At 70.0% G+C, this 18,747-nt stretch carries 16 protein-coding genes; 13 read left to right on the forward strand and 3 right to left on the reverse strand.

Annotated elements, in window-relative coordinates; translation table 11 throughout:
• Nucleotides 1-10: 10 nt before the first annotated feature.
• Nucleotides 11-274 (reverse strand): MazG-like family protein, encoded by a 264-nt coding sequence (locus tag AB0G84_RS24740; protein ID WP_361324690.1) that lies wholly within the window; start codon nt 272-274, stop codon nt 11-13.
• Between the two features lie 457 nt (nt 275-731).
• On the opposite strand from AB0G84_RS24740, the gene AB0G84_RS24745 reads away from it, so the two are divergent.
• The 11 genes from AB0G84_RS24745 to AB0G84_RS24795 all read left to right on the forward strand — a co-directional run bounded on the left by AB0G84_RS24745 (nt 732) and on the right by AB0G84_RS24795 (nt 14,113).
• Nucleotides 732-1,970 carry a hypothetical protein gene (locus tag AB0G84_RS24745; RefSeq protein ID WP_361324693.1) on the forward strand — a complete coding sequence of 413 codons (1,239 nt, stop codon included), beginning with the start codon at nt 732-734 and terminating at the stop codon, nt 1,968-1,970.
• 21 nt (nt 1,971-1,991) lie between these two features.
• Nucleotides 1,992-3,146: a hypothetical protein gene (locus AB0G84_RS24750; RefSeq protein ID WP_361324696.1), complete on the forward strand. Its 1,155-nt coding sequence runs from the start codon at nt 1,992-1,994 to the stop codon at nt 3,144-3,146.
• A 46-nt stretch (nt 3,147-3,192) separates the two neighbouring features.
• Entirely contained in the window at nt 3,193-4,335 is a 1,143-nt protein-coding gene (locus AB0G84_RS24755) for a hypothetical protein (protein WP_361324699.1), read from the forward strand.
• Nucleotides 4,332-5,282: an NAD-dependent epimerase/dehydratase family protein gene (locus AB0G84_RS24760; RefSeq protein WP_361324702.1), complete on the forward strand. Its 951-nt coding sequence runs from the start codon at nt 4,332-4,334 to the stop codon at nt 5,280-5,282. Before AB0G84_RS24755 ends, AB0G84_RS24760 begins: the two co-directional genes overlap by 4 nt.
• Nucleotides 5,283-5,327: 45 nt before the next feature.
• Nucleotides 5,328-6,713 carry an NDP-hexose 2,3-dehydratase family protein gene (locus tag AB0G84_RS24765; RefSeq protein WP_361324705.1) on the forward strand — a complete coding sequence of 462 codons (1,386 nt, stop codon included), beginning with the start codon at nt 5,328-5,330 and terminating at the stop codon, nt 6,711-6,713.
• 29 nt (nt 6,714-6,742) lie between these two features.
• Entirely contained in the window at nt 6,743-7,732 is a 990-nt protein-coding gene (gene cs1, locus AB0G84_RS24770) for a clavaminate synthase Cs1 (RefSeq protein ID WP_361324708.1), read from the forward strand.
• A 13-nt stretch (nt 7,733-7,745) separates the two neighbouring features.
• A complete protein-coding gene (locus AB0G84_RS24775; RefSeq protein ID WP_361324711.1) occupies nt 7,746-8,696 on the forward strand; it encodes a Gfo/Idh/MocA family oxidoreductase in 951 nt (316 codons plus the stop codon).
• A gap of 67 nt (nt 8,697-8,763) precedes the next feature.
• Complete coding sequence (locus AB0G84_RS24780; RefSeq protein WP_361324714.1) at nt 8,764-10,467, forward strand: carbamoyltransferase N-terminal domain-containing protein; 1,704 nt, start codon at nt 8,764-8,766, stop codon at nt 10,465-10,467.
• A gap of 117 nt (nt 10,468-10,584) precedes the next feature.
• Nucleotides 10,585-11,484: a TauD/TfdA family dioxygenase gene (locus AB0G84_RS24785; RefSeq protein WP_361324717.1), complete on the forward strand. Its 900-nt coding sequence runs from the start codon at nt 10,585-10,587 to the stop codon at nt 11,482-11,484.
• Between the two features lie 1,079 nt (nt 11,485-12,563).
• Entirely contained in the window at nt 12,564-13,466 is a 903-nt protein-coding gene (locus AB0G84_RS24790; protein WP_361324720.1) for a histidine kinase, read from the forward strand.
• Nucleotides 13,463-14,113 carry a response regulator transcription factor gene (locus AB0G84_RS24795; protein ID WP_361324722.1) on the forward strand — a complete coding sequence of 217 codons (651 nt, stop codon included), beginning with the start codon at nt 13,463-13,465 and terminating at the stop codon, nt 14,111-14,113. The genes AB0G84_RS24790 and AB0G84_RS24795 overlap by 4 nt, the downstream gene beginning before the upstream one ends.
• Nucleotides 14,114-14,176: 63 nt before the next feature.
• On the opposite strand, the gene AB0G84_RS24800 is transcribed toward AB0G84_RS24795, so the two are convergent.
• Nucleotides 14,177-15,820, reverse strand: coding sequence for a DUF6297 family protein (locus AB0G84_RS24800; RefSeq protein ID WP_361324725.1), 1,644 nt, complete (start codon nt 15,818-15,820; stop codon nt 14,177-14,179).
• Nucleotides 15,810-16,508: an ATP-binding cassette domain-containing protein gene (locus tag AB0G84_RS24805; RefSeq protein WP_361324727.1), complete on the reverse strand. Its 699-nt coding sequence runs from the start codon at nt 16,506-16,508 to the stop codon at nt 15,810-15,812. Before AB0G84_RS24805 ends, AB0G84_RS24800 begins: the two co-directional genes overlap by 11 nt.
• Before the next feature lie 186 nt (nt 16,509-16,694).
• On the opposite strand from AB0G84_RS24805, the gene lxmK reads away from it, so the two are divergent.
• On the forward strand, nt 16,695-17,795 hold the full coding sequence (gene lxmK, locus AB0G84_RS24810; protein WP_361324730.1) for a class V lanthionine synthetase subunit LxmK: 1,101 nt from the start codon (nt 16,695-16,697) through the stop codon (nt 17,793-17,795).
• Complete coding sequence (locus tag AB0G84_RS24815; RefSeq protein ID WP_361324733.1) at nt 17,792-18,745, forward strand: T3SS effector HopA1 family protein; 954 nt, start codon at nt 17,792-17,794, stop codon at nt 18,743-18,745. Before lxmK ends, AB0G84_RS24815 begins: the two co-directional genes overlap by 4 nt.
• Nucleotides 18,746-18,747: the final 2 nt, after the last annotated feature.

An 18,747-nucleotide genomic window follows, 5' to 3' on the forward strand; every position in this document is an offset into this window, starting at 1 on the left:
ACCCCAGCTCTCAGTCGGGACGTGCCGCGTTCTTGTCGACCTTCTTCTTCACTTCGTGCTGCAGGTCGAGACCGGTCATTTCGGCGATGCTCGTCGCGTAGAGCACGACATCGGCGAGTTCTTCCCCGAGGAGCTCTTCCTGCTTCCGCCACGCGGTGAAGGACGTGGCCACGTTTTCCTGGAGCATACAGAACTCCAGGGGCGTATCGGTGGTGTTGTAGCCCTTCCGTACCTTGTTCTCCCAGACGAGTCGCTGCAGCGAACTGAGGTCCATGCATTTCTCCCAGCGGTCGAGCGCGCTCACTCATTGGAATGCGGATCAATAGTCCCGCTCGAGCCGTCGCCGTGCCTAGTGGCCCTTCGGCCACGGGAGATCAGCCGGGTCACTGAAGCCTTTCCGGAAGCGGCCGGTTGCGGGGCGGTGGCGGGGCCCCGGCCTGACGACCACCGGCCCGGCAGTCCGGGCCGATCCGCCAATGATGAAGAGTCGGTAGACGGGTCGTCACGCACCGCAGCAGACTAAAGATTGCACGAGAAAAGCACGTACGTTAGCTGCGGCGTACAGAATTAGGCACTCACGAGTCGCCCCGGTGAACAAGCGGGTCTCAACGTGATGGGGCGCTGCGATGGCGGCCTGGCGGTCACGCTGTGCCACCCCTTTCCGGAGCCGACGAGAGGCGTACCCCATTGACTTCGAAGACCGCAATAGGCGCACTTTCGGGAACCACGGTATGACTGACATCGAGGAGCTCCGTAAGGTCGTCGACCGATTCCGTACCCAGGAGCGGAAGGCAGCGGACACCGTCAATCTCGTGCCGAGCGAGAACAAGCTGTCGCCGCTGGCCCAAATGCCGCTCAGCACTGACTACTACAACCGATATTTCTTCAATGACCAGTTGGATCCCGGCTTCTGGCAGTTCCGCGGTGGCCAGGAAGTGGCCGAGATCGAGACGGAGCTGGCCCGTGGACACCTGAGCCGGCTCGCTCGCGCTCCGTACGTCAACGAACGGCCCATATCAGGGCTTTCGGCCATGATGCTGGCCATGGCGGGACTCGGCGGGAAGCCGGGCGGCACGGTCGTCTCCATCGACGCCGCGTCCGGCGGGCACTACGCCACCGCCGACATGGCGCGCCGGCTCGGCTTCGAGTCCGCCACCGTTCCCGTCGTTCGCGGCCGGGTCGACGAGCAGCGGCTCGGGCTGGTTCTTCGCGAACGCGCACCCGAACTGGTCTATCTGGACCTGCAGAACAGCCGCCACGCGCTGGAGGTGTCCCGCGTCGCGGAGCTCATCGAGGCGCACTCCCCGCGCACGCTCCTGCACGTCGACTGCAGCCACACGATGGGGCTGATCCTCGGGGCCGCCCTGAGCAACCCGCTCGACGCCGGGGCCCACACCATGGGCGGTTCCACGCACAAGACCTTTCCCGGGCCGCACAAAGGGGTCCTGTTCACCCGGAGCCCCGAGCTCCATCAGCGGCTCAAGAACGCCCAGTTCACGATGCTCAGCAGTCATCACTTCGGCGAAACGCTCGCCCTGGGGCTGGCCGCCGCGGAGTTCCGCCACTTCGGCCAGGCCTACGCGGAACAAGTGATCGGAAACGCGCAGCTGTTCAGCAAGCTGCTCGCAGCGGACGGGTTCGACGTCACCGCCGACGAGAACGGCCACACCACCAGCACCCACCAGCTCTGGGTGAGGATCGGGGACGCGGAACAGACCGACCGCTTCTCGGAGTCCCTCTACGACCACGGGATCCGGGTCAACGTCCAGGTGGACCTCCCCGGCCTGCCCGGCCCTGTGCTCCGCCTGGGGGTCAACGAGCTCACCTTCCTCGGGGGGCGCGAGGCCGCCGTCCATGCGCTGGCCGAGGAGTTCGGCCATGCGCGGGCCGGTGCCCGTCGGGACGGCCAAGGCAGCCGACGGGTTCGCGAACAGTTCGGGCCTCCCTTCTACTTCGTAGAGTTCTCCTGACTGGATGGTGCTCGCAGAGCAATGACCGACCAACCCATCGTCGTCGTCGACGCAGGTTCATACTCCCTGTCCGAGACCTCCATCGCCGGTGCCGGCCAGCGCCTCGCGGAGATCGCCCAAGTCCTCAGCCGGCACTACACGGTGCGCGTGCTCACCCAGCCCGCCGCCGATACCGTCGACCTCGGTGCCGCGGAGCAGGTGGGGCTGGGCGAGGAGGCGGCACGGGCCATCGCGACGGCCGACGCCGTCATGTTCTTCGACACCCCGGACCGGCGCCGGATCGAGCTCGCCGTCGCCCACCGCAAGCTGATCATCGGCGAGTGCCGGGCGCCCATCGAGCACATGAGCTTTCCGTCGGTACTCGCCCGCGCCGACCCGACCGGCGAGCACCAGCACTTCCTCGGCACCTACCGGCGCCTGCTGCAGGTGACGCACCACTTCCTGTGCCGCTCCCAGGTCGAGCGGGCGGCGCTCCTGTCGACGCTCTGCGCGTTCGGCCGGACGACGCCCGATGACATCGCGCGGTCCGCGACGCTGGACCACCTGATCAGCACCTTGCCGGTCGGGTTCAGCCGGCGCAGTCTGGAGTCGGCGGACGCCACCGCGCCGGTCCACATGGCCGACTTCCTGTGGACCGGCGGCATCTGGGCCTTCTTCGAGCCGCTCATGCTGGTGGAGGCCATGGCGATACTCCGGGACCGGGGCGTGGAGGCCAGTGCCGCCTTCCTGCACGCGGCGCCGACCGAGGACACCCGCTCCGCCATCGCCGTGGTCCGCAGGGCGATCGACGGCCTCGAGCTCGGCGACCGCGTCCACCTGCACACGCAGCCCCTCGCCCTGTCCCAGCGCGACCAGTACGTGAAGGCAGCCCAGGCGTACGTCTGCATCGCCAAACCGGGCGCCGAAAACGAGACCGGCACCCGACTGCGGCTGCGCGACACCTTGCTGCATGGCATCCCCACGATCATCGACCCCCACGGGATCTCCGGCGACCTGGTCGCTCGCGAAAACCTGGGAGTCGTCCTGCACCAGCCCAGCGCCAAGAGCCTGGCCGACGCGCTGGAGCAGGTGAAGTCCGGCGCCGTGGGCAGACCCGCACGGCGCATGGAGCGGCTCTACGAGAACAGCATGGCCCCTTTCATGACCTGGCTGGACAAGGAATTGCGCGGTGAATGAGTTGGAATTCCCTCCGAATGCCGAACGGCGAACTGGGAGCCACACCATGGAGTACCAGGACCTCGGCGTCGCACCCGTCGTCAGCGCACAGGCCAACTCGACCCCGCTGGGCGGCTGCACGCTCAGCGACGGCGTCATCAAGGCCATGGGCAGCGCCGCACGGTTCCACGTCGACATGGACGAGCTCTGGCAGGCCGCCGGCAGCTACCTCGCCGAGGCCACCGGCAGTGAGGACGCCTGCCCGGTCATCGGGGCGGCCGCCGGCATGGCGATCGCGGTGGCCGCCTGCGTCGCCGGGACGGACGGCTTGCGCGTCCAGCGCCTGCCCGACCCCGGGGACAGGCCCAACGAGATCGTGCTGCAGAAGGGCCACGCCATCAGCTACGGAGGCGCCCCCCTCGCCCAGATGATCGCGCTGGGCGGCGGCCGGGCCGTCGAGGTGGGCGCCGTCAACGAGACACCGCGCAACCACGTCGCCAGTGCCGTCACCCCACGCACCGCGGCCCTGGTGTACGTCACCTCCCGCACCCACGCGGTCCACCGCAAGGGAGTCCCGCTCGACGAGCTGGTCGCCATCGGCCGCGAGCACGGTGTCCCCGTGATCGTGGACGCCGCGGGCGAAGGGGATCTGCGGCGCTGGGCGGCGAGCGGCGCCGACCTGGTGATCTACAGCGGGCCCAAGATGCTGGGCGCGCCCACCTCCGGGTTCATCTGCGGGCGCAGCGAACTGGTCGCAGCGTGCCGGGCGCAGTACTCCGGCATCGCCCGGCCCATGAAGGTCGGCAAGGAAAACCTGCTGGGGCTGCTCCAGGCCGTCCGCGAGTACACCGCCGTCCCGGAGGAACAGCGGGCCGCGGAGCAGCTGGAGCGGATGACCAAGCTCGCGGCCCGGCTGGACAAACTCCCCGGTCTCTGCGCCCGCACCGCCCAGGACGACTCCGGGCGCACGATCTACCGCGTCCTGCTGACGGTCGACCCCGCCGCGGGGCGCAGCGCCACCACCCTCGCCGAGGAGATGAAAGCAGGCGTTCCGTCCATCTATCTGCGGGACTTCAAGCTGCACCTGGGCCAGCTCGAGGTCGACCCGCGCGCGCTCAGCCCCGACGGCGAGGAGTCGATCGTACGACGGCTGGAGGAACTGCTGTTGGACCACGGTGACGCACGGACCGGCAGGGGGGCCGCACGATGACACGGCTCACCCTGATCGGCGCGGGCTTCCTGGGCAGCGCGCTGGCCCGGGGCGCGGCGCGGCGCGGCTGGAGCGCCACCGTGATCAGCCGTTCCGACCCCTTCGCCACCCGGGACGCGGATCCCGGGCCGGGTGAGATCCGCCTGCTCTCCGGCGAGGGCGCCGACCGTCTTCCACAGGCCCTGGACCAGGGCGTGGACGCGATCGTGATCGCCGCGGGCGGCCGGTTTCCGCTGCCCTCGGCGGCGGCACCCGCGGCCGACGCCATCGGGACGCTCTCGCTGGTGATCGAGCTCTGCGAGAAGGTTCGCTCGCTCAGCCCCGGCACGAGGATCGTCTTCCTGTCCTCCGCCGGTGCCGTGTACGCGCCCGGCGACGAACTCAAGCGCGAGTCGGATCCCGGGCAGCCCACCTCTCCGTACGGGATGTCGCGACGGATGGGCGAGGAGTACATGGCGTACTACCGAAGAGTGCACGGCTTGGCAACCCTCTCCCTGCGCTGCGTGAACGTCTACGGCCGTCTCCTGCCGCAGTCGCGAGGGCAAGGTGTGGTGTCGGCGGCATTCTGGAGCGCCCTGACCGGGGCTCCCTTCACGCTCCACGGCAACGGGCGGCAAACCAGGGACTTCATCCACGTCGACGACTTCGTCACGGCGACGCTCGGCCTCGTAGCCTGCGGCCGGGAGCTTCCCGGAACGGTCAATGTCGGCACCGGCACGGGCAGATCCATCGCGGAAGTGCTCGACGCAGTCAGCAATGCCACGGGCTCCCCGATCGCCACCACTCCGGGCCCCGACGCACACACCGACACCGGCCACCTGGCGGTCGACCTGTCGGTGCTGCGGCGCATCATCGATTTCGCACCGCGCAGCCTCGATGCCGGCATCGAGCTCATGGCCCGGGACATCGCGGCCGACGGTGCCTTCGGCGCCATCCAGACTCTGTGACCCCTCGTCGCACTCCACCGACGTAGCTTGAAGGAGAGCTGCTTCATGCCCACCAAGGTGAGTCGTGCCGATGGATTCCTCTCCTCGTCCACGACCCTGAGCACCGCGGAGACCCCGGACCCCGACGCCTTCCTCGAAAAACGATCCGCGTCCTCCACCTTCAGCGTCGAACACGTTCCGTTGGCCGCGCTCCCCGACTGGCAGCTCGACGACCGCCTTCAGCATGCGTCCGGCCGGTTCTTCTCGGTGGAGGGACTGTCGGTTCGCACGGACTTCGGGCCGATTCACGAGTACCGTCAGCCGATCATCGTTCAGCCGGAGATCGGCATCCTCGGGATCCTCGTCAAGCGCATCAAAGGCGTCCACCACTTCCTGATGCAGGCGAAGATGGAGCCGGGCAACAGCAACCTGGTGCAGTACGCCGCGACGGTGCAGGCCACGCCCAGCAACTACCAGCGCGTGCACGGCGGCCGCTCCACCCCGTACCTGGAGTACTTCCAGGAGCATGCCGGACGACGCATCGTCTTCGACCAGCTCCTCTCGGAGCACGCGTCCTGGTACCTGCACAAGCGCAATCGCAACATGATCGTCGAGGTTCCTGAGGACGAGGACATCGCGCCGGCCGACGACTTCACCTGGCTGACGCTCGGCCAGTTGCGGCACCAGCTCGCCCAGGGCAACCGCGTGAACATGAACGCGCGCACGGTGTTGTCCGGCATCTCGTACGCCGCGGAGGACGACCCGGAGTTCTACGGCGACATCCCGGACGCCTTTCACCGCCAAGCAGTCGAGTCACACACCGCGGGGCGCTCGAACGCCGACGTCATGGCCGCGACAACCTGGCTCATCGACCAGAAGGCGAAGTTCAGCCTGGACGTCCGGCGGATCAGCCTGCGCGACATGGACGAGTGGGTGTGCGGCGAGGACAGCATCCGCCACCGCGAGGGCCGCTCCTTCCAGATCATCGGGCTTTCGGTCGCGGCGACGAGCCGGGAGGTAGGCACGTGGTGGCAGCCGATGCTCGAACCGACCGGCGGCAACGTCGTGGCCCTGATCTGCCAGCGCCGTGAGGGAGTGCTGCACTTCCTCGTCCAGGCCATGATCCAGCCCGGCCTCACGGACCGGATGGAGCTCGCCGCGACGGTGCAGCTGACCCCGGGAAGCTATCGCGGCCCGGATGAGGTCCCTCCGCTCGCGGAGTACCTCAACGCACCGGAGTCCTGGATCCGCCTCAAGGCCGTGCAGTCGGAGGACGGCGGGCGGTTCGCCCGCGCGGACACGACGCACGTCATCGTCGACGTCCCGGAAGGGCACACGGTCGACGCCCCGGACAACTACCGGTGGATGCCCCTGGGCCTGCTCAACCGCCTGATTCACTCCGGCTATTACGTCAACGTCGAGGCCCGCAGCCTCCTCGCCTGCCTGCTCTGACCCCGCCAAACCGAAAGGAGATCCGTTCCGTGTCTTCCTCGATCACGTCTTCTTCGACCATCGACTGTGCTCCGTACCGGGAAGAACTGCTCGAACTCGCCGCCACGCTGCCGAAGGTGCCCCGGGCCGACCTGTACGCGTTCTTCGAGGACGCGATGCGGCTGGCCAAGCGGCTGCCACAGGAACTGCGCGACGGCCTGGACGAGTTCAACGCCAACGGCAACCGGGACGGCTATCTGCTCCTGCGGGGCCTTCCCGTCGAGCCGGACGACGAGTTGCCGGCCACGCCCACGTCCAGCCCGCCGCCGGAGGACCGGCGCCTGCTGAACATGGAGGCCATGCTCTGCATCGTCGGCGGCAGGCTGGGGCTCCTCACCGCTTACGACCAGGGCTACGGGAACCGCCGCTCCATCACCGTCCTGCACGAGCTGTACCCGACGCCCGAGGCCCACCACCTCTCGGGGGGAACCTCCCATACCCAGCTCGAGTTCCACACGGACCTCTCGCACCACGCGCGCCAGCCGAACTACATCCTCCTCTCCTGCTCTCGCGGCGACCACGAGGGCAAGGCCGCCACACTCGTCGGCTCGATCCGCAAGGCGCTGCCGCTCCTCAGCGACGAGGTCCGCAACCACCTGTTCGACCGGGTGTTCACGCGGCGGTTCGACGCCGCGGACCCGGAGGCCATTGCCCACGTCAAGCCGCTGTACGGCGACAAGGACGACCCATACGTCAGCTTCAACCGGTCGTTCCTGACCGCCGAAACCCCCGAGGACATCGCCGCCCTCGACGCGCTCTCCGCGGCCCTGAGTGAGGTCACCGAGCCGGTGCTGCTGACCCGGGGCGGCCTGCTGATCATCGACAACTTCCGGATCGCCCACGGGCGGGCCCCGTTCACCGCGCGCTGGGACGGCAAGGACCGCTGGCTGCACCGGGCGTACGTCCGCACCGACCGCAACGGCCAGCTGTCGGGCGGCGAACGGGCGGGCGACATCGTGCCCTTCACCGCCCGCCGCTGACCCGGTCGAGGCCATGGAACTCCTGCTGATCGGCATGTCGCGGTTCGCTCAGCGGCGCGTGCTGCCGGCCGCCGCGTCCCTCCCCGAGATCGAGACGGTCCATGTCGTCACCTCGCACGCGGACCCCGCAGCACTCGCGCGCGTGCCGAAGCTCGGCACGGTGTACACCGACTGGGACGAGGCGCTGGCCGTCGCCCGCCCCAGCCTGGTCTACGTCTCACTGGTCAACAGCGACCATTCACGGGTGGTCCGCTGCGCGCTCGACCACGGGCACCACGTGGTGGTCGACAAGCCGGCCCTGCCGGACCCGCACACCGCCGAGGAGTTGGTGGCGCTGGCCCGGTCGTCATCGCTCGTCATCGCGGAGGCCACCTGCTACGCGTTCCACCCGTTGTTCGCGGCGGTCGAATCGGTCCTCGCGGACCTCGACGCCGAAGTCACCAAGGCGCTGGCGGTGTTCACTCCCCCCGTTCCGGCCACCGACTGGCGGTACGACCGGGCCCGGGGCGGCGGGGCGCTGCCGGACACAGGCCCCTACGCTGTGTCCCTCGGCCGGGTGCTGTGGGGCGCCGAACCCGAGCGGATCGACGCCGTCGTGGGCGATCGCACCGCCGACGGGCTGGAGACGTCTTACAGCATGCTCACGGGCTACCCCGGCGGCCGGACCGTCGTCGGCCAGTTCGGTTTCACGACCCTCTACCAGAACACGGTCCGGCTGATGGGAAAGGGGATCACGATCGAGATCGACCGGCCCTTCTCCGCACTACCGGGGATGGCGGTCGACCTGCGGATCCAGGCCGGGAACCGGACGTACGTGCACAGCGTGGAGCCCGCCGACAGCATGCGGCTGTTCCTGTCCGAGGTCCTCGCGGCGGCGGAGAAGGGGGGACAAGGCTTCGCCGTCCCCCTGCTCAGCGATGCCCGGGCACTCGCTCGTCTCACGCGGGCGGCAGCGTCCTCGTAGCCCGGAATTCTCTTTTCTCGCTTACGCACCAGAATTCTCTCTTACGTGCCAGAAGTGAGGGGCGTTAATGATCATCTGCGGTATCAAGTTGACCCACGACGGTGCGGTGGCGGTCATTGAGGACGGTCGTCTCCGATTCAGCATCGAGGCCGAGAAGATTGCCAACGGCGCCCGCTACAGCGCACTGGGAAACCTGCGGCGCGTGCTCGACCTCCTTGCCCTGGAGGGAATGTCACCGGCCGATGTCGACCAGTTCGTGATAGACGGCTGGTACACGACCGGCGTGAACGGCAATCACGCCATCACCCTCAACAACGGCGACCTGCCAGTGGAACTGGCTGTCGCGCCCTACCTGGAAAGCTCCGCCGGGGAAGACCCCCTGAAGCGGCATCACTTCGACGCCGATGGATTCGGCTTCGACGGACTCGACGGCAACGGCTTCAACGGCCGCTTGGCCTACGCCAGCTACAACCACGTGACCAACCACCTGCTCGGCGCCTACTGTTCGAGCCCCTGCGCCGCCCGCGGCGAGGACGCGCTCGCCCTGGTGTGGGACGGAGGCATCGAGCCGCGGCTCTACCACGTGCGGGCCGCCACATGCGAGGTGACGCTGGTCTCCGTTCTGCTGCCCATTACCGGAAACAGCTTCGCGAACTTCAGCGCGCAGTTCGGCCCGTACGCGGCCGACCTCAGCGGCATGACGCGGGAGGAGGTGCTCCAATACCGTCTGTCCATCGCAGGAAAGGCGATGGCGTACGCCGCGCTGGGCAAGACGGAGCCCGACGCCTTCCCGCTCCTCGATGGCCTCGTCGCCGAGTTCGCCAGCGCCCAGATGGAGAACGCCCGAATCATGGGAGCGAAGGTCGCTTCGAACCGGGACGAGTTGATGCCGGGCATGTCCGACGCGGACATCATCACCACGTTCCAGGACTACCTGGGCACGCGCCTGCTGGACCGACTCTCGGCGGTGGTGAAAAGCAAATTCCCCGACCAGCGCCCCAACCTGGTGCTCGGTGGCGGCTGCGCGCTCAACATCAAATGGAATACGTCGATGCGCGCGAGCGGGCTCTTCCGTTCCGTGTTCGCACCGCCGTTCCCGAACGACGCCGGAGCGGCCATCGGCACGGCAGTGTGCGAGTCGTTCCACCGCGGGAACCTCGCCCTGCTGGAATGGGATGTCTACAGCGGACCCTCGCTGGTGGCCGGCCCAACCCCCGAAGGGTGGCAGGCACGGCCCTGCGACGAGGCACAGCTGGCGCAGCTGCTGCACGCCGAGGGCGAACCGGTGGTCGTCCTGTCGGGCCGTGCCGAGTTGGGCCCGCGCGCCCTGGGAAATCGGAGCATCCTGGCCCCTGCCACCGATCCCGGGATGAAGGACCGGCTCAACGCGATCAAGAACCGGGCCGGCTACCGACCGGTGGCTCCGATCTGCCTGGAATCCCGCGCGCCCGAGGTGTTCACCCCCGGCACCCCGGACCCCTACATGCTCTTCGAGCACCGCATGCGGCCTGGCTGGGCCGAGCGCGTCCCGGCCATCGTCCACCTGGACGGCACCGCCAGGCTCCAGACCATCAACGAGCACAGCCGCTCGGCCACGGCCCGCATTCTGGCCGCGTACGAGGAAATCAGCGGCGTGCCCGTGCTCTGCAACACCAGCGCGAACTTCGAGGGGCGAGGGTTCTTTCCCGACGTCGCATCAGCTGCCCGATGGGGAGGGACGCGCCGCATCTGGTCGGAAGGCGTGCTCTACACCAACTCGGTGGCCAAGTGACGCACGCGGAGACGCCGAATGCGGACTCACCGCATGAGGCCGGTCGGTCCCCGCTGGTCCCAGCTGAACCGAAGTCCCTCCCCGCCCCGGACAACCGCGCAGCGAGTAGTAAGAGGCATGCACGGCAACGACCCCGTGGAAGGTGACAGCGTGCAACAGTTGCAAGCCGACTTCAGCGATCCACGGTGCACCCACACCGTGGACTTCGCGGAGCACGACGCCCCGAAACAAATCGTGAACATCCTGGAAGAACGCGGCTTCGCCGTGGTCACGATGCCGGACCCAGGACCGCCCGACGCCGAACTCATGTCACTGGCCGCGGCACTGCAACTCGGAAATCCATACATTCCGGCCCTGTACCGCTACGCGGAGGCAAAGGACTACTCCGCGGCCTACAGCCACATCCGCAGCGATACGAAGGACCGGCACCCCGGCTTCAGCACCACAGCGGGTCAGGCCTGGCACGTGGACGGTCTCCTCGACGACATCGGCGATATCCGAACCACCATTCTCTACTGCATCCACGCCGCCCACCGGGGTGGTGAGACCCTCCTCTTCAATTCGCTGGCCGCCTTCGCCGAACTCCGCAAAACGGACCCGGCCGCGGCGGAAGCACTCCTCTCCCCCCGAGCGCTCAACCGCCGCTCCACACTCCCCGCCATCGACGTGAGCGCCACGGGCCCGGTGTTCGCCGTGGACGAAGCGGGCAACCTCCTGTCCCGCTACACGGACAACGACACCTGCACGTGGAACTTTTCGGTAGGCACCCCTGGCGGCCTGCGCCGAGCACTGGCCTTCCTCCGCACGGCGTCCGACAACCCCCGCTACCGACTGGCCATAAGCCTGGCCCCCGGCGAAGCGCTGATCTTCCGCAACGACCGCCTCTCCCACGGCCGACGCCCTTACGAGGACCGGCCGGACGCCCGCCGTCACCTGGTCAGAGCGCTGTATGCCAAGGTCCCGAGCTGCCATCCGAACGCGATCGGTGTGGAAGTCTCGGCGTCGAAGGCGGAATAGCAGGACTTCGTGAGCAGCCCAGCAGCGTGCGAGTTCCAGGCGCCGGTTCCTCTGCGGCCACTGCCGGGGTTCCTCGCCTGGGCACGCGCCAGGCCCTCTGACCGTGGTCAGCGTCGTCGTACGCCGCGTGGGTCACGCCGTGTCGTACACCCTTCATAAACGGCATCGCGCGCGCCAGCGAAACCGGCCGCGCGTGCCGCAGCCTCATTTCCCTTCGCCGTCGGCGGTCTGGCGGCGGTCCACTGGGACCACGCGCAGCTGGCATACCTCTCGGCCTGCCGTACCACGGTCGTGGAGTCCGCCTCTGCCGGCCGTGCGGGATCGCTTCCCCCCCCAGACACAGTCCCTGTGGGCCGGCCGGCTACCTCCACGCCGGAATCCGTACACGCAATCAATTGCTGAGTGGTTTCCGTCATTTCGTGCTCGGCCCTGGCGATGGGAGAGCAGTCGCAAAACCAATCCTTACTCACATCCGACGCCCCGTGTGCTCTGGCGGCCACACGGGACGAGCGATGCCTACCACGGGCCTCGGGCTCATGTCGATGCAGGTCATGGGTACTTCTCGCGTTTGCGTAACGCCCCCGCCCTCCGCCGCACTTCGGCCACCGCGCCCACATCGTCACCGCTGCCCTCCCTACGCCGCCGAGATCGGCGAGCCGGCACAGCAAGACCGCGTTTGAACACCACGCACCAGACCCATCCCCGAACGCAAAAACCCCCGCCGGAGCCTACGCGCGCGCGTGGTGGGGGGTGCCGGACAGCGGTCCACGCCGACTCGGCCGATTCCCGACGTGAGTACCTCGGTCGGCGGAGAGCTGAGGCACCATGGTGATCACGCGGGATCACGCTCATCAACGGGGAGAACACACATGGCGAGATTTCATGTGCTCTGCAGAGGTATCTGCACGTCCTTACGGCCCCGAGGAGCGCCGCCGCAGCCGAAGCACCGCATTGGGCGGCATTCCTGGGTCGAGATGAAGAGGACCGATGCGGTGGGCCGACGGCGGACGCGCTTATGCGGTCTGCTTCCGGTCTCCCGGTCCGACCTGGCAATAGCGCTGGGGATCACGGCAGTTGAAGTGATCGAGGCCCTCTTCGTCCGGGACGGTTGGCGGCCGGTCCTCCGCACCTCGCCGGAACTCCTCTTCCCTCCGGTCCTGTTGGGGTTGGTCGTCCTGGCCCTGCTCACGCTGATCCGGAAGGCCCGGAGGGACATGCCGGCCGAGCGGGCCTGCCGGTCCCGGCGGGAGCGCGCTTTGCTGGCCGAGCGCGTCCGGGTGGCGGAGCGGGCCCGGCTCCACAGCGAACTGCACGATGCGGTGGGCCACCAGGTGAGCCGCATGGTGCTGGCCGCCGGAGCGCTGGAGTTGACCGCCGAGCAGGGCGCGGAGACGGTCCGCGCCCAGGCCCGGACGATCGGCGCCACCGGCCGGCTGGCCCTCCACGAGATGCGCAACCTGGTGAAGAGGCCGGGCCGGGACGGCCTCGCCTGGGCGCCGCCGTCGGCCGCCGCCGGCATCGAGCAGCTGGTGGAACACGCTCGGGCGCAGGGCCGCCGGGTCGCTGTGCGTATGACCGCCGACGTCGACGCCCTGCCGGAAGGCGTGCGGCACTCCCTGTACCGGCTGATCCGTGAGTCGCTCACCAATGTGTTCAAGCACGCGCCCGGCGCGGACATCGCGATCCGTGTGACGCACCGATACGGCTGGGTGGTGGTGGAGGTCGTCAACACGGTCGCCGGATGCCGGGGTTCCGGAATGCCGGGCAGCGGAAGGGGGCTGGCCGGGCTCGCGGAAAGGATCCGTCAGGAAGGCGGCGTCCTCACGGCGGGACGCCTGGCGGGCGGTGTCTTCCGGGTCACCGCGTCGATACCCGTCGACGGGGACGGTGTGTGGGGTCGCGGGGCCGCGGGAAGTGTCTGGGGCCGCGCGGAGCCGGATGTGCGGCAGCCGGCGCGGGGCCCGCTGGAGGTCCTGTCGTGATCAGGGTTCTGGTGGCGGACGACGACCAGTTCGTCCGGCAGGGGCTGACCACCATTCTCGAGACCAGTACGGACATCCACGTCGTGGCCCAGGCGGAGGACGGGCGCGAGGCCGTTGAGGCCGCCCGCCGCTTCGCGCCCGATATCGCGCTGCTCGACGTCCGGATGCCGCGCGTCGACGGCCTGCGAGCAGCCTGGAAGATGCGGACGCTGCCCAGCCCGCCGCGCGTCGTCATGCTGACCAGCTTCGGCGAGGACGAATACATCGCCGAGGCCGTGCGGGCCGGGGCTGCCGGCTTCCTGACGAAGGACACCCCGCCGGGCGGGCTCATCGAGGCGGTGCGCACCGTCGCGTCGGGGCACGGCATGCTCTCGCCCGCCGTGACCGTCCAGGTGCTCAGCGCGCTCCGGCGGCGGTCGGGGGCGGTCACGGCGGAGCTGCGGGAACAGCTGGCGTCGCTGACCCCACGGGAGCGGACCGTGCTGGTGCTCCTCGCGACGGGGCTGCCCAATACGGGGATCGGAGCCCGGCTGGACATGACCGAGGCCACCGTCAAGGGACATGTCACCCGCATCCTGACCAAGCTCGGCGCGGCCAATCGCGTACAGGCGGCGCTGCTGGCGGACCGCGCCGGGCTGGCCGAATGAGCCCTGGTTGAGCCCTGGTTGAACGCACCTCTCCGGGCGGGCCGGGGGCGGCGGGACGCCGGATCACCGCTGCCGCCTGGCGGCGTGCCACGCCCACAGCAGTTGCACGGCGCCGACGGCGGACAGCCAGAGCACTCCGCCGGCTCCCAGCGCCCCGCGGCCGGCGGTCAGGACGAGGACCGGGACGGTCAGCAGCAACGCCCCCAAGGGACCGCGCAGATACCAGGCGGCCATCTGGAGCGGCGCCGTGTTCCCGAACGGGGTTTCCACACCGATGGCCACATGGGGCGGCATGGCCCCACGGTAGGCACTCACCAAGGCCGCCCCCACCATCGTCGGCACACAGAGCGGCAGCGCCGGCAGGCCGGGGTGCCACAGCCCGGCGGCCGCGCAGCCGGCGAGCCCCGCCGCGGCCCCGGTGAGCAGCAGGCCCGCCGGGACGGCGGCGTGCCACAGCCCCAGTGAGCCCGGGGAACAGGGGAGGTTGGTCGACCTCCGGGGATCGTCGCTGTCCACTCGGGCGGGCTCCGCCAGCTGGGCCGCGGCCAGATACATCGCGCCGAGGGCGCCCGTTGCGCAGAGGATCTGCAGGCGCAGCGACGGCCCGTCCATGGTCGCGGTGAGCACGACCGCGGCGACCAGCAGCACGGCGGCCCATGCCGGCCGCCCCGGTGCCCTCAGCAGTCCCGTCGCATCGCGCCACGGAATCACCAGCCACCGGGCGCGTGGTGCGGGCAGTCGCAGGACGGGGCGGGACCGGTGGCGGTGCGTGCCCTGGACGGAGAACTTGGCTTGGCGCAGCTCCAGCGAGAAGAGCGACGCCGTCACCTGGGAGACGACCAGAGCCCGTCGGCGCAGCGACTCCCCCGGGATCAGCGCCACCGAACGCCCGGCCTTCCGTACCCCCCACAGGATCACGGCCACCAGCAGCGCGGAGGCGACCGGCCAGCCAGGGGCCGTCCCGCCCAGCGCCGCCAGCAGCGGCTGGCCGGCCCAGCCCCACGGGCCGGACCAGACCAGGACGGCGCCGAACCAGGCCGGCAGGTCCTGGAAGAAGGAGAGCACCGACAGCCCGAGCAGACCGGCCGCAGCCGTCCAGCCGAGTACGAACAGACGCCGGCCGATGCGGGCCACGGCGCTGTCGTGCCGCTCGACGAGGACACCGGCCGCCGCCGAGCCGAGCCCGGCCGCGCTGCCCGCCCAGGCGCCGGCGGCCGTCGCGGCCAGCCAGGAGCCGTCCGTTCCGGTCGCCAGCAGGAAGCCCGCGACGGCTCCGGCAACGGCGCCCGCCAGCGTGGCGAGGACGACGGAAGTCACGAAGCGGGGCATGAGCAGCGACCGCCGAAGGAGCGGCTGCGGCACGGCCCAGAACGCCGTCGGCAGGTCGACCAGGACCGGCCCCCGCCACGCGGCATCGCGCAGGGTGAGGAAGAGGACGATCGCAAGGACGCTCGGCAGCGTCACCGGCAGCGCCGTCAGCAGCTGTTCCGCGAGGGCGCTGCGACCGCGGCCCGCCCGCGACGCGTTCGCGGCGGCCAGCAGGTACGGGGTGCCCAGCAGGGCGGCGACGACCACCACCCCGTAGAGCACCACCGCGTTGCCGCGTCGCTGCGCCCGCTGTCGGGCCTGCGTGGCACCGCGCAGATATCCCAGCGCCTCGGCGGTTGATCCGCGGAAGGCTGCCGGAGCCGACGCCTCACCGGGCACGGCCGGCCTCCGCCCAGTCGTGCTCCCCGCCGTCCACGGGTACTCCCGATTCGAGGACGAGGACGCGGTCGGCGACCTGCTCGGCGAGCTGCGCGTTGTGCGTGGCCATCAGGACGGCCGTCCCCCGCTCCTTGTGCGACACCAGGCGGTCCGCCAGCCCGGCCCGCGCGCGCGAGTCCAGCCGCTGCTCCGGCTCGTCCAGGAGAAGGAGGTCGTGGGGTCGTACGAAAGCCGAGGCGAGGAGCAGCAGTTGGCTCTGTCCCGAGGAGAGCGAGGCCGGCAGGGCCGTCGCGTGATCGGTCAGATGGTGGTCCGCCAGGGCCTGGTCCACGGCGTCGTCGGCGGCCGCACCGAGACCGTGGGCCAGCGCGACGAAGACCATGTGCTCGCGCACCGTCAGGTCGGGGTAGTGGGCGCCCGGGTCGAGTACGGAGGAGATCCGGGCGCGGGTGGCCGGATCGTCCTCATGGAGGGGAGCGCCGTCGAAGAGCACCTCGCCCTCGAAGGCGGTCTCCCGGCCGGCGGCCAGCCGTAACAGTGTCGATTTCCCGCATCCGTTGTGGCCCACCAACGCCACGCATGCGCCGGGCTCCAGGTGCAGGGAGACCGAGCGCAGCACCTCCCGGTCCCCGTAGCGATGGCCGACGCCCTCCAGACGGAGCAGAGCAGCGGCGCGTGTCTTGTGCATCAACGGCTTCACACTTTCGGATAGCGCGGCATCGACGTCCTTGCCGCCCCCCATTCTGGCCGCCGCCCGTTCGGCCTGCGGCCCCTACTCCCGTCGCCGGCCGACCACGACCAAAGTAGGGGACGTGGCCCTTCGGGGACTTGCGATTCTGGGGTGCGAGCCGCTTCCAGCCGACAAGGAGTCCCCGTGCGCACGACGTTCGACCCGGTGGCGCTCCGGGACGCCCCCGGGGTGAACGAGTTCCTCGGCCGCATCGGCCTGGGCGAACTCGCCGACCCGGACGTGGCCTCCCTCATCGGGCGCAACGACAACTGGGTGGGCGTCACCTCCAGGGGCGTCGCCGTGTTCGTCAAGCGGGTGCTGGGTGGCGCCGGGACAGCGGAGCGCCAGATCAGGCGCTCCCTCGCCTTCGAGGCGACGGTCGGGCGGGTGGGCCGGGAGGAACTGCTGACCCCCGCGGTGCTCGGTCACGACGAAGCCGCCCCGCTCATCGTGACGGAGCTGCTGACGGACGCCGTCAACGGGACGGAGCTGGCGGAGCGGGACACGTTCGACGAGGACCTGTCCCATCGCGCCGGGCGGGCCGTCGGGCTGCTGCACGGTGCATCCACCGAAGGCACGGCGCCCGCCCTCGACACCTCGGCCCCCGCGCTGCCCAACGTCGCTTGGTGCGACGCGCTGCCCCTGCCGCTGTTCCTGAACCTCAGCTTCGCCGAAGTGAGTCTGTGGAACATCGTCCACGCCGACCGCGAACTGTGCGCGGCGCTCGCGAGGCTGCGTCGGTGGGAGTCGGCCGCCGAGCGGCGCCCCGTCCACTGCGATCTGCGACTGGACCAGTTCCTGCTGGCCGGCGGCCTGCTCCACCTGATCGACGGTGAGGAGTTCCGGCTGGCCGACCCGGCGCGTGACGTGGGGAGTTTCGCCGGCGAGTGGCTGCACCGGGCGCTCGGCGGACTCACCGGTGGGCGCACGGAACACGGCCGGATCGACCGCGGCCCGTCACACGAGGAACTGGTGGCGACGGGAACGCGGGAACTCGCCCGCTTGCGGCCCCGCATCGCGGAGTTCTGGACCGGCTACCGCAGCGTGCGGGCAGCGGTCGACAGCGGGCTGGCGGTCCGCGCCACAGCCTTCGCCGGCTGGCATCTCATCGACCGCGCACTCGGCGCGGCGGAGCAGAGCTCCCGGCTGTCCGCGGCGACCCGGGCGGCGATGGGAGTCGGCAGGGCTGCGCTGGTGCACCCCGAGAAATTCGTCAGGACGCTGGGTCTGGGGGACGGTCGATGACAGCCACGACCGAGCGGATATGCCGTCGGTTGCATCCGGTCCTGCGGGATGCCGTCGTCGCCGAGGACGGTCTGACCGTCGAGCTCGGCGGTCGGACGGTCCAGGGGGAATCGCTGCGGGAGTGCACGGGCGAACTGGCGAACCTGCTGTACGAACACCTCCACGCCGGGCTGCCGTCCGAGGACGGCCCGCTCCCGAAGCGGCTGCGCGACCCGGCCACTGAGGCGGCCCTGGCGGCCGCGGTCCCCCACGGGACGACGCGTTACCCGGCCGCGGCGGCGAGGGCGGCCGGCGGGCACCTCGTGGCGAAGATCGACGGCGTGCGGGTGACCGTTCCGTCCTCGGCCGTGGACCCGGCCGAGGACGTGCTCCGGCTGCCCGCCGCCCGTCCCGCCCTGTCCCCCGGCTTCTTCCTGGTCGACGGCTCGCGGGGACGGCCGTCCAGGGGGCCGCTGCTCCGCGTCTACGTCCATATCGCGGAGGCGCGGTATGTCACCGGGATCTGGCGATCGGTGCTGGCCCGGATGGAGGCGGCGGCCGTCCCGTACCGGGCAAAGGTCATCTCCTCCCCTCGGCTCCTGCCGCGCCGGGACTCCCTCGTCGTCTACCTGGGCAGCGATGCCTGGCCCGCACTGGATGCGCTGGTCGAGGAGCTGTCCGGGGCACCCGGGCTGGCGCCCGGGGTCTCGCCGTTCGCGAAGATGCTGGCTCCGGGGGTCTCCGCCGGCTGGGAGCCGCACGACCGGAGGCCTGGGCACGCCGGGCTGAGCTTCGGCCAGCACCGGGCGCTGGCCCTCGCGGAGGGCCTGCTGGCGTCCCGGCGGGAGCCCGCGGGCACACGGCGCCACACGTATGTCGCCGAGGCATTCACGGCCGCCGGAACAGACCCACTCGAAATCTCACGGAACATCGATTCACCTGAACTCTCATACGGAAAAGGCGGGGTGTGACT

Source organism: Streptomyces sp. NPDC020742, from assembly GCF_040641675.1.
In the GTDB taxonomy this organism is placed as follows: Bacteria; Actinomycetota; Actinomycetes; order Streptomycetales; family Streptomycetaceae; genus Streptomyces.

What these genes read in the sequence shown, in the direction of transcription:
- AB0G84_RS24740 (WP_361324690.1), bottom strand. Translation starts at nt 274, where the DNA reads ATGGACCTCAGTTCGCTGCAGCGACTCGTCTGGGAGAACAAGGTACGG.
- AB0G84_RS24745 (WP_361324693.1), top strand. Translation starts at nt 732, where the DNA reads ATGACTGACATCGAGGAGCTCCGTAAGGTCGTCGACCGATTCCGTACC.
- AB0G84_RS24750 (WP_361324696.1), top strand. Translation starts at nt 1,992, where the DNA reads ATGACCGACCAACCCATCGTCGTCGTCGACGCAGGTTCATACTCCCTG.
- AB0G84_RS24755 (WP_361324699.1), top strand. Translation starts at nt 3,193, where the DNA reads ATGGAGTACCAGGACCTCGGCGTCGCACCCGTCGTCAGCGCACAGGCC.
- AB0G84_RS24760 (WP_361324702.1), top strand. Translation starts at nt 4,332, where the DNA reads ATGACACGGCTCACCCTGATCGGCGCGGGCTTCCTGGGCAGCGCGCTG.
- AB0G84_RS24765 (WP_361324705.1), top strand. Translation starts at nt 5,328, where the DNA reads ATGCCCACCAAGGTGAGTCGTGCCGATGGATTCCTCTCCTCGTCCACG.
- AB0G84_RS24775 (WP_361324711.1), top strand. Translation starts at nt 7,746, where the DNA reads ATGGAACTCCTGCTGATCGGCATGTCGCGGTTCGCTCAGCGGCGCGTG.
- AB0G84_RS24780 (WP_361324714.1), top strand. Translation starts at nt 8,764, where the DNA reads ATGATCATCTGCGGTATCAAGTTGACCCACGACGGTGCGGTGGCGGTC.
- AB0G84_RS24785 (WP_361324717.1), top strand. Translation starts at nt 10,585, where the DNA reads ATGCACGGCAACGACCCCGTGGAAGGTGACAGCGTGCAACAGTTGCAA.
- AB0G84_RS24805 (WP_361324727.1), bottom strand. Translation starts at nt 16,508, where the DNA reads ATGCACAAGACACGCGCCGCTGCTCTGCTCCGTCTGGAGGGCGTCGGC.
- AB0G84_RS24815 (WP_361324733.1), top strand. Translation starts at nt 17,792, where the DNA reads ATGACAGCCACGACCGAGCGGATATGCCGTCGGTTGCATCCGGTCCTG.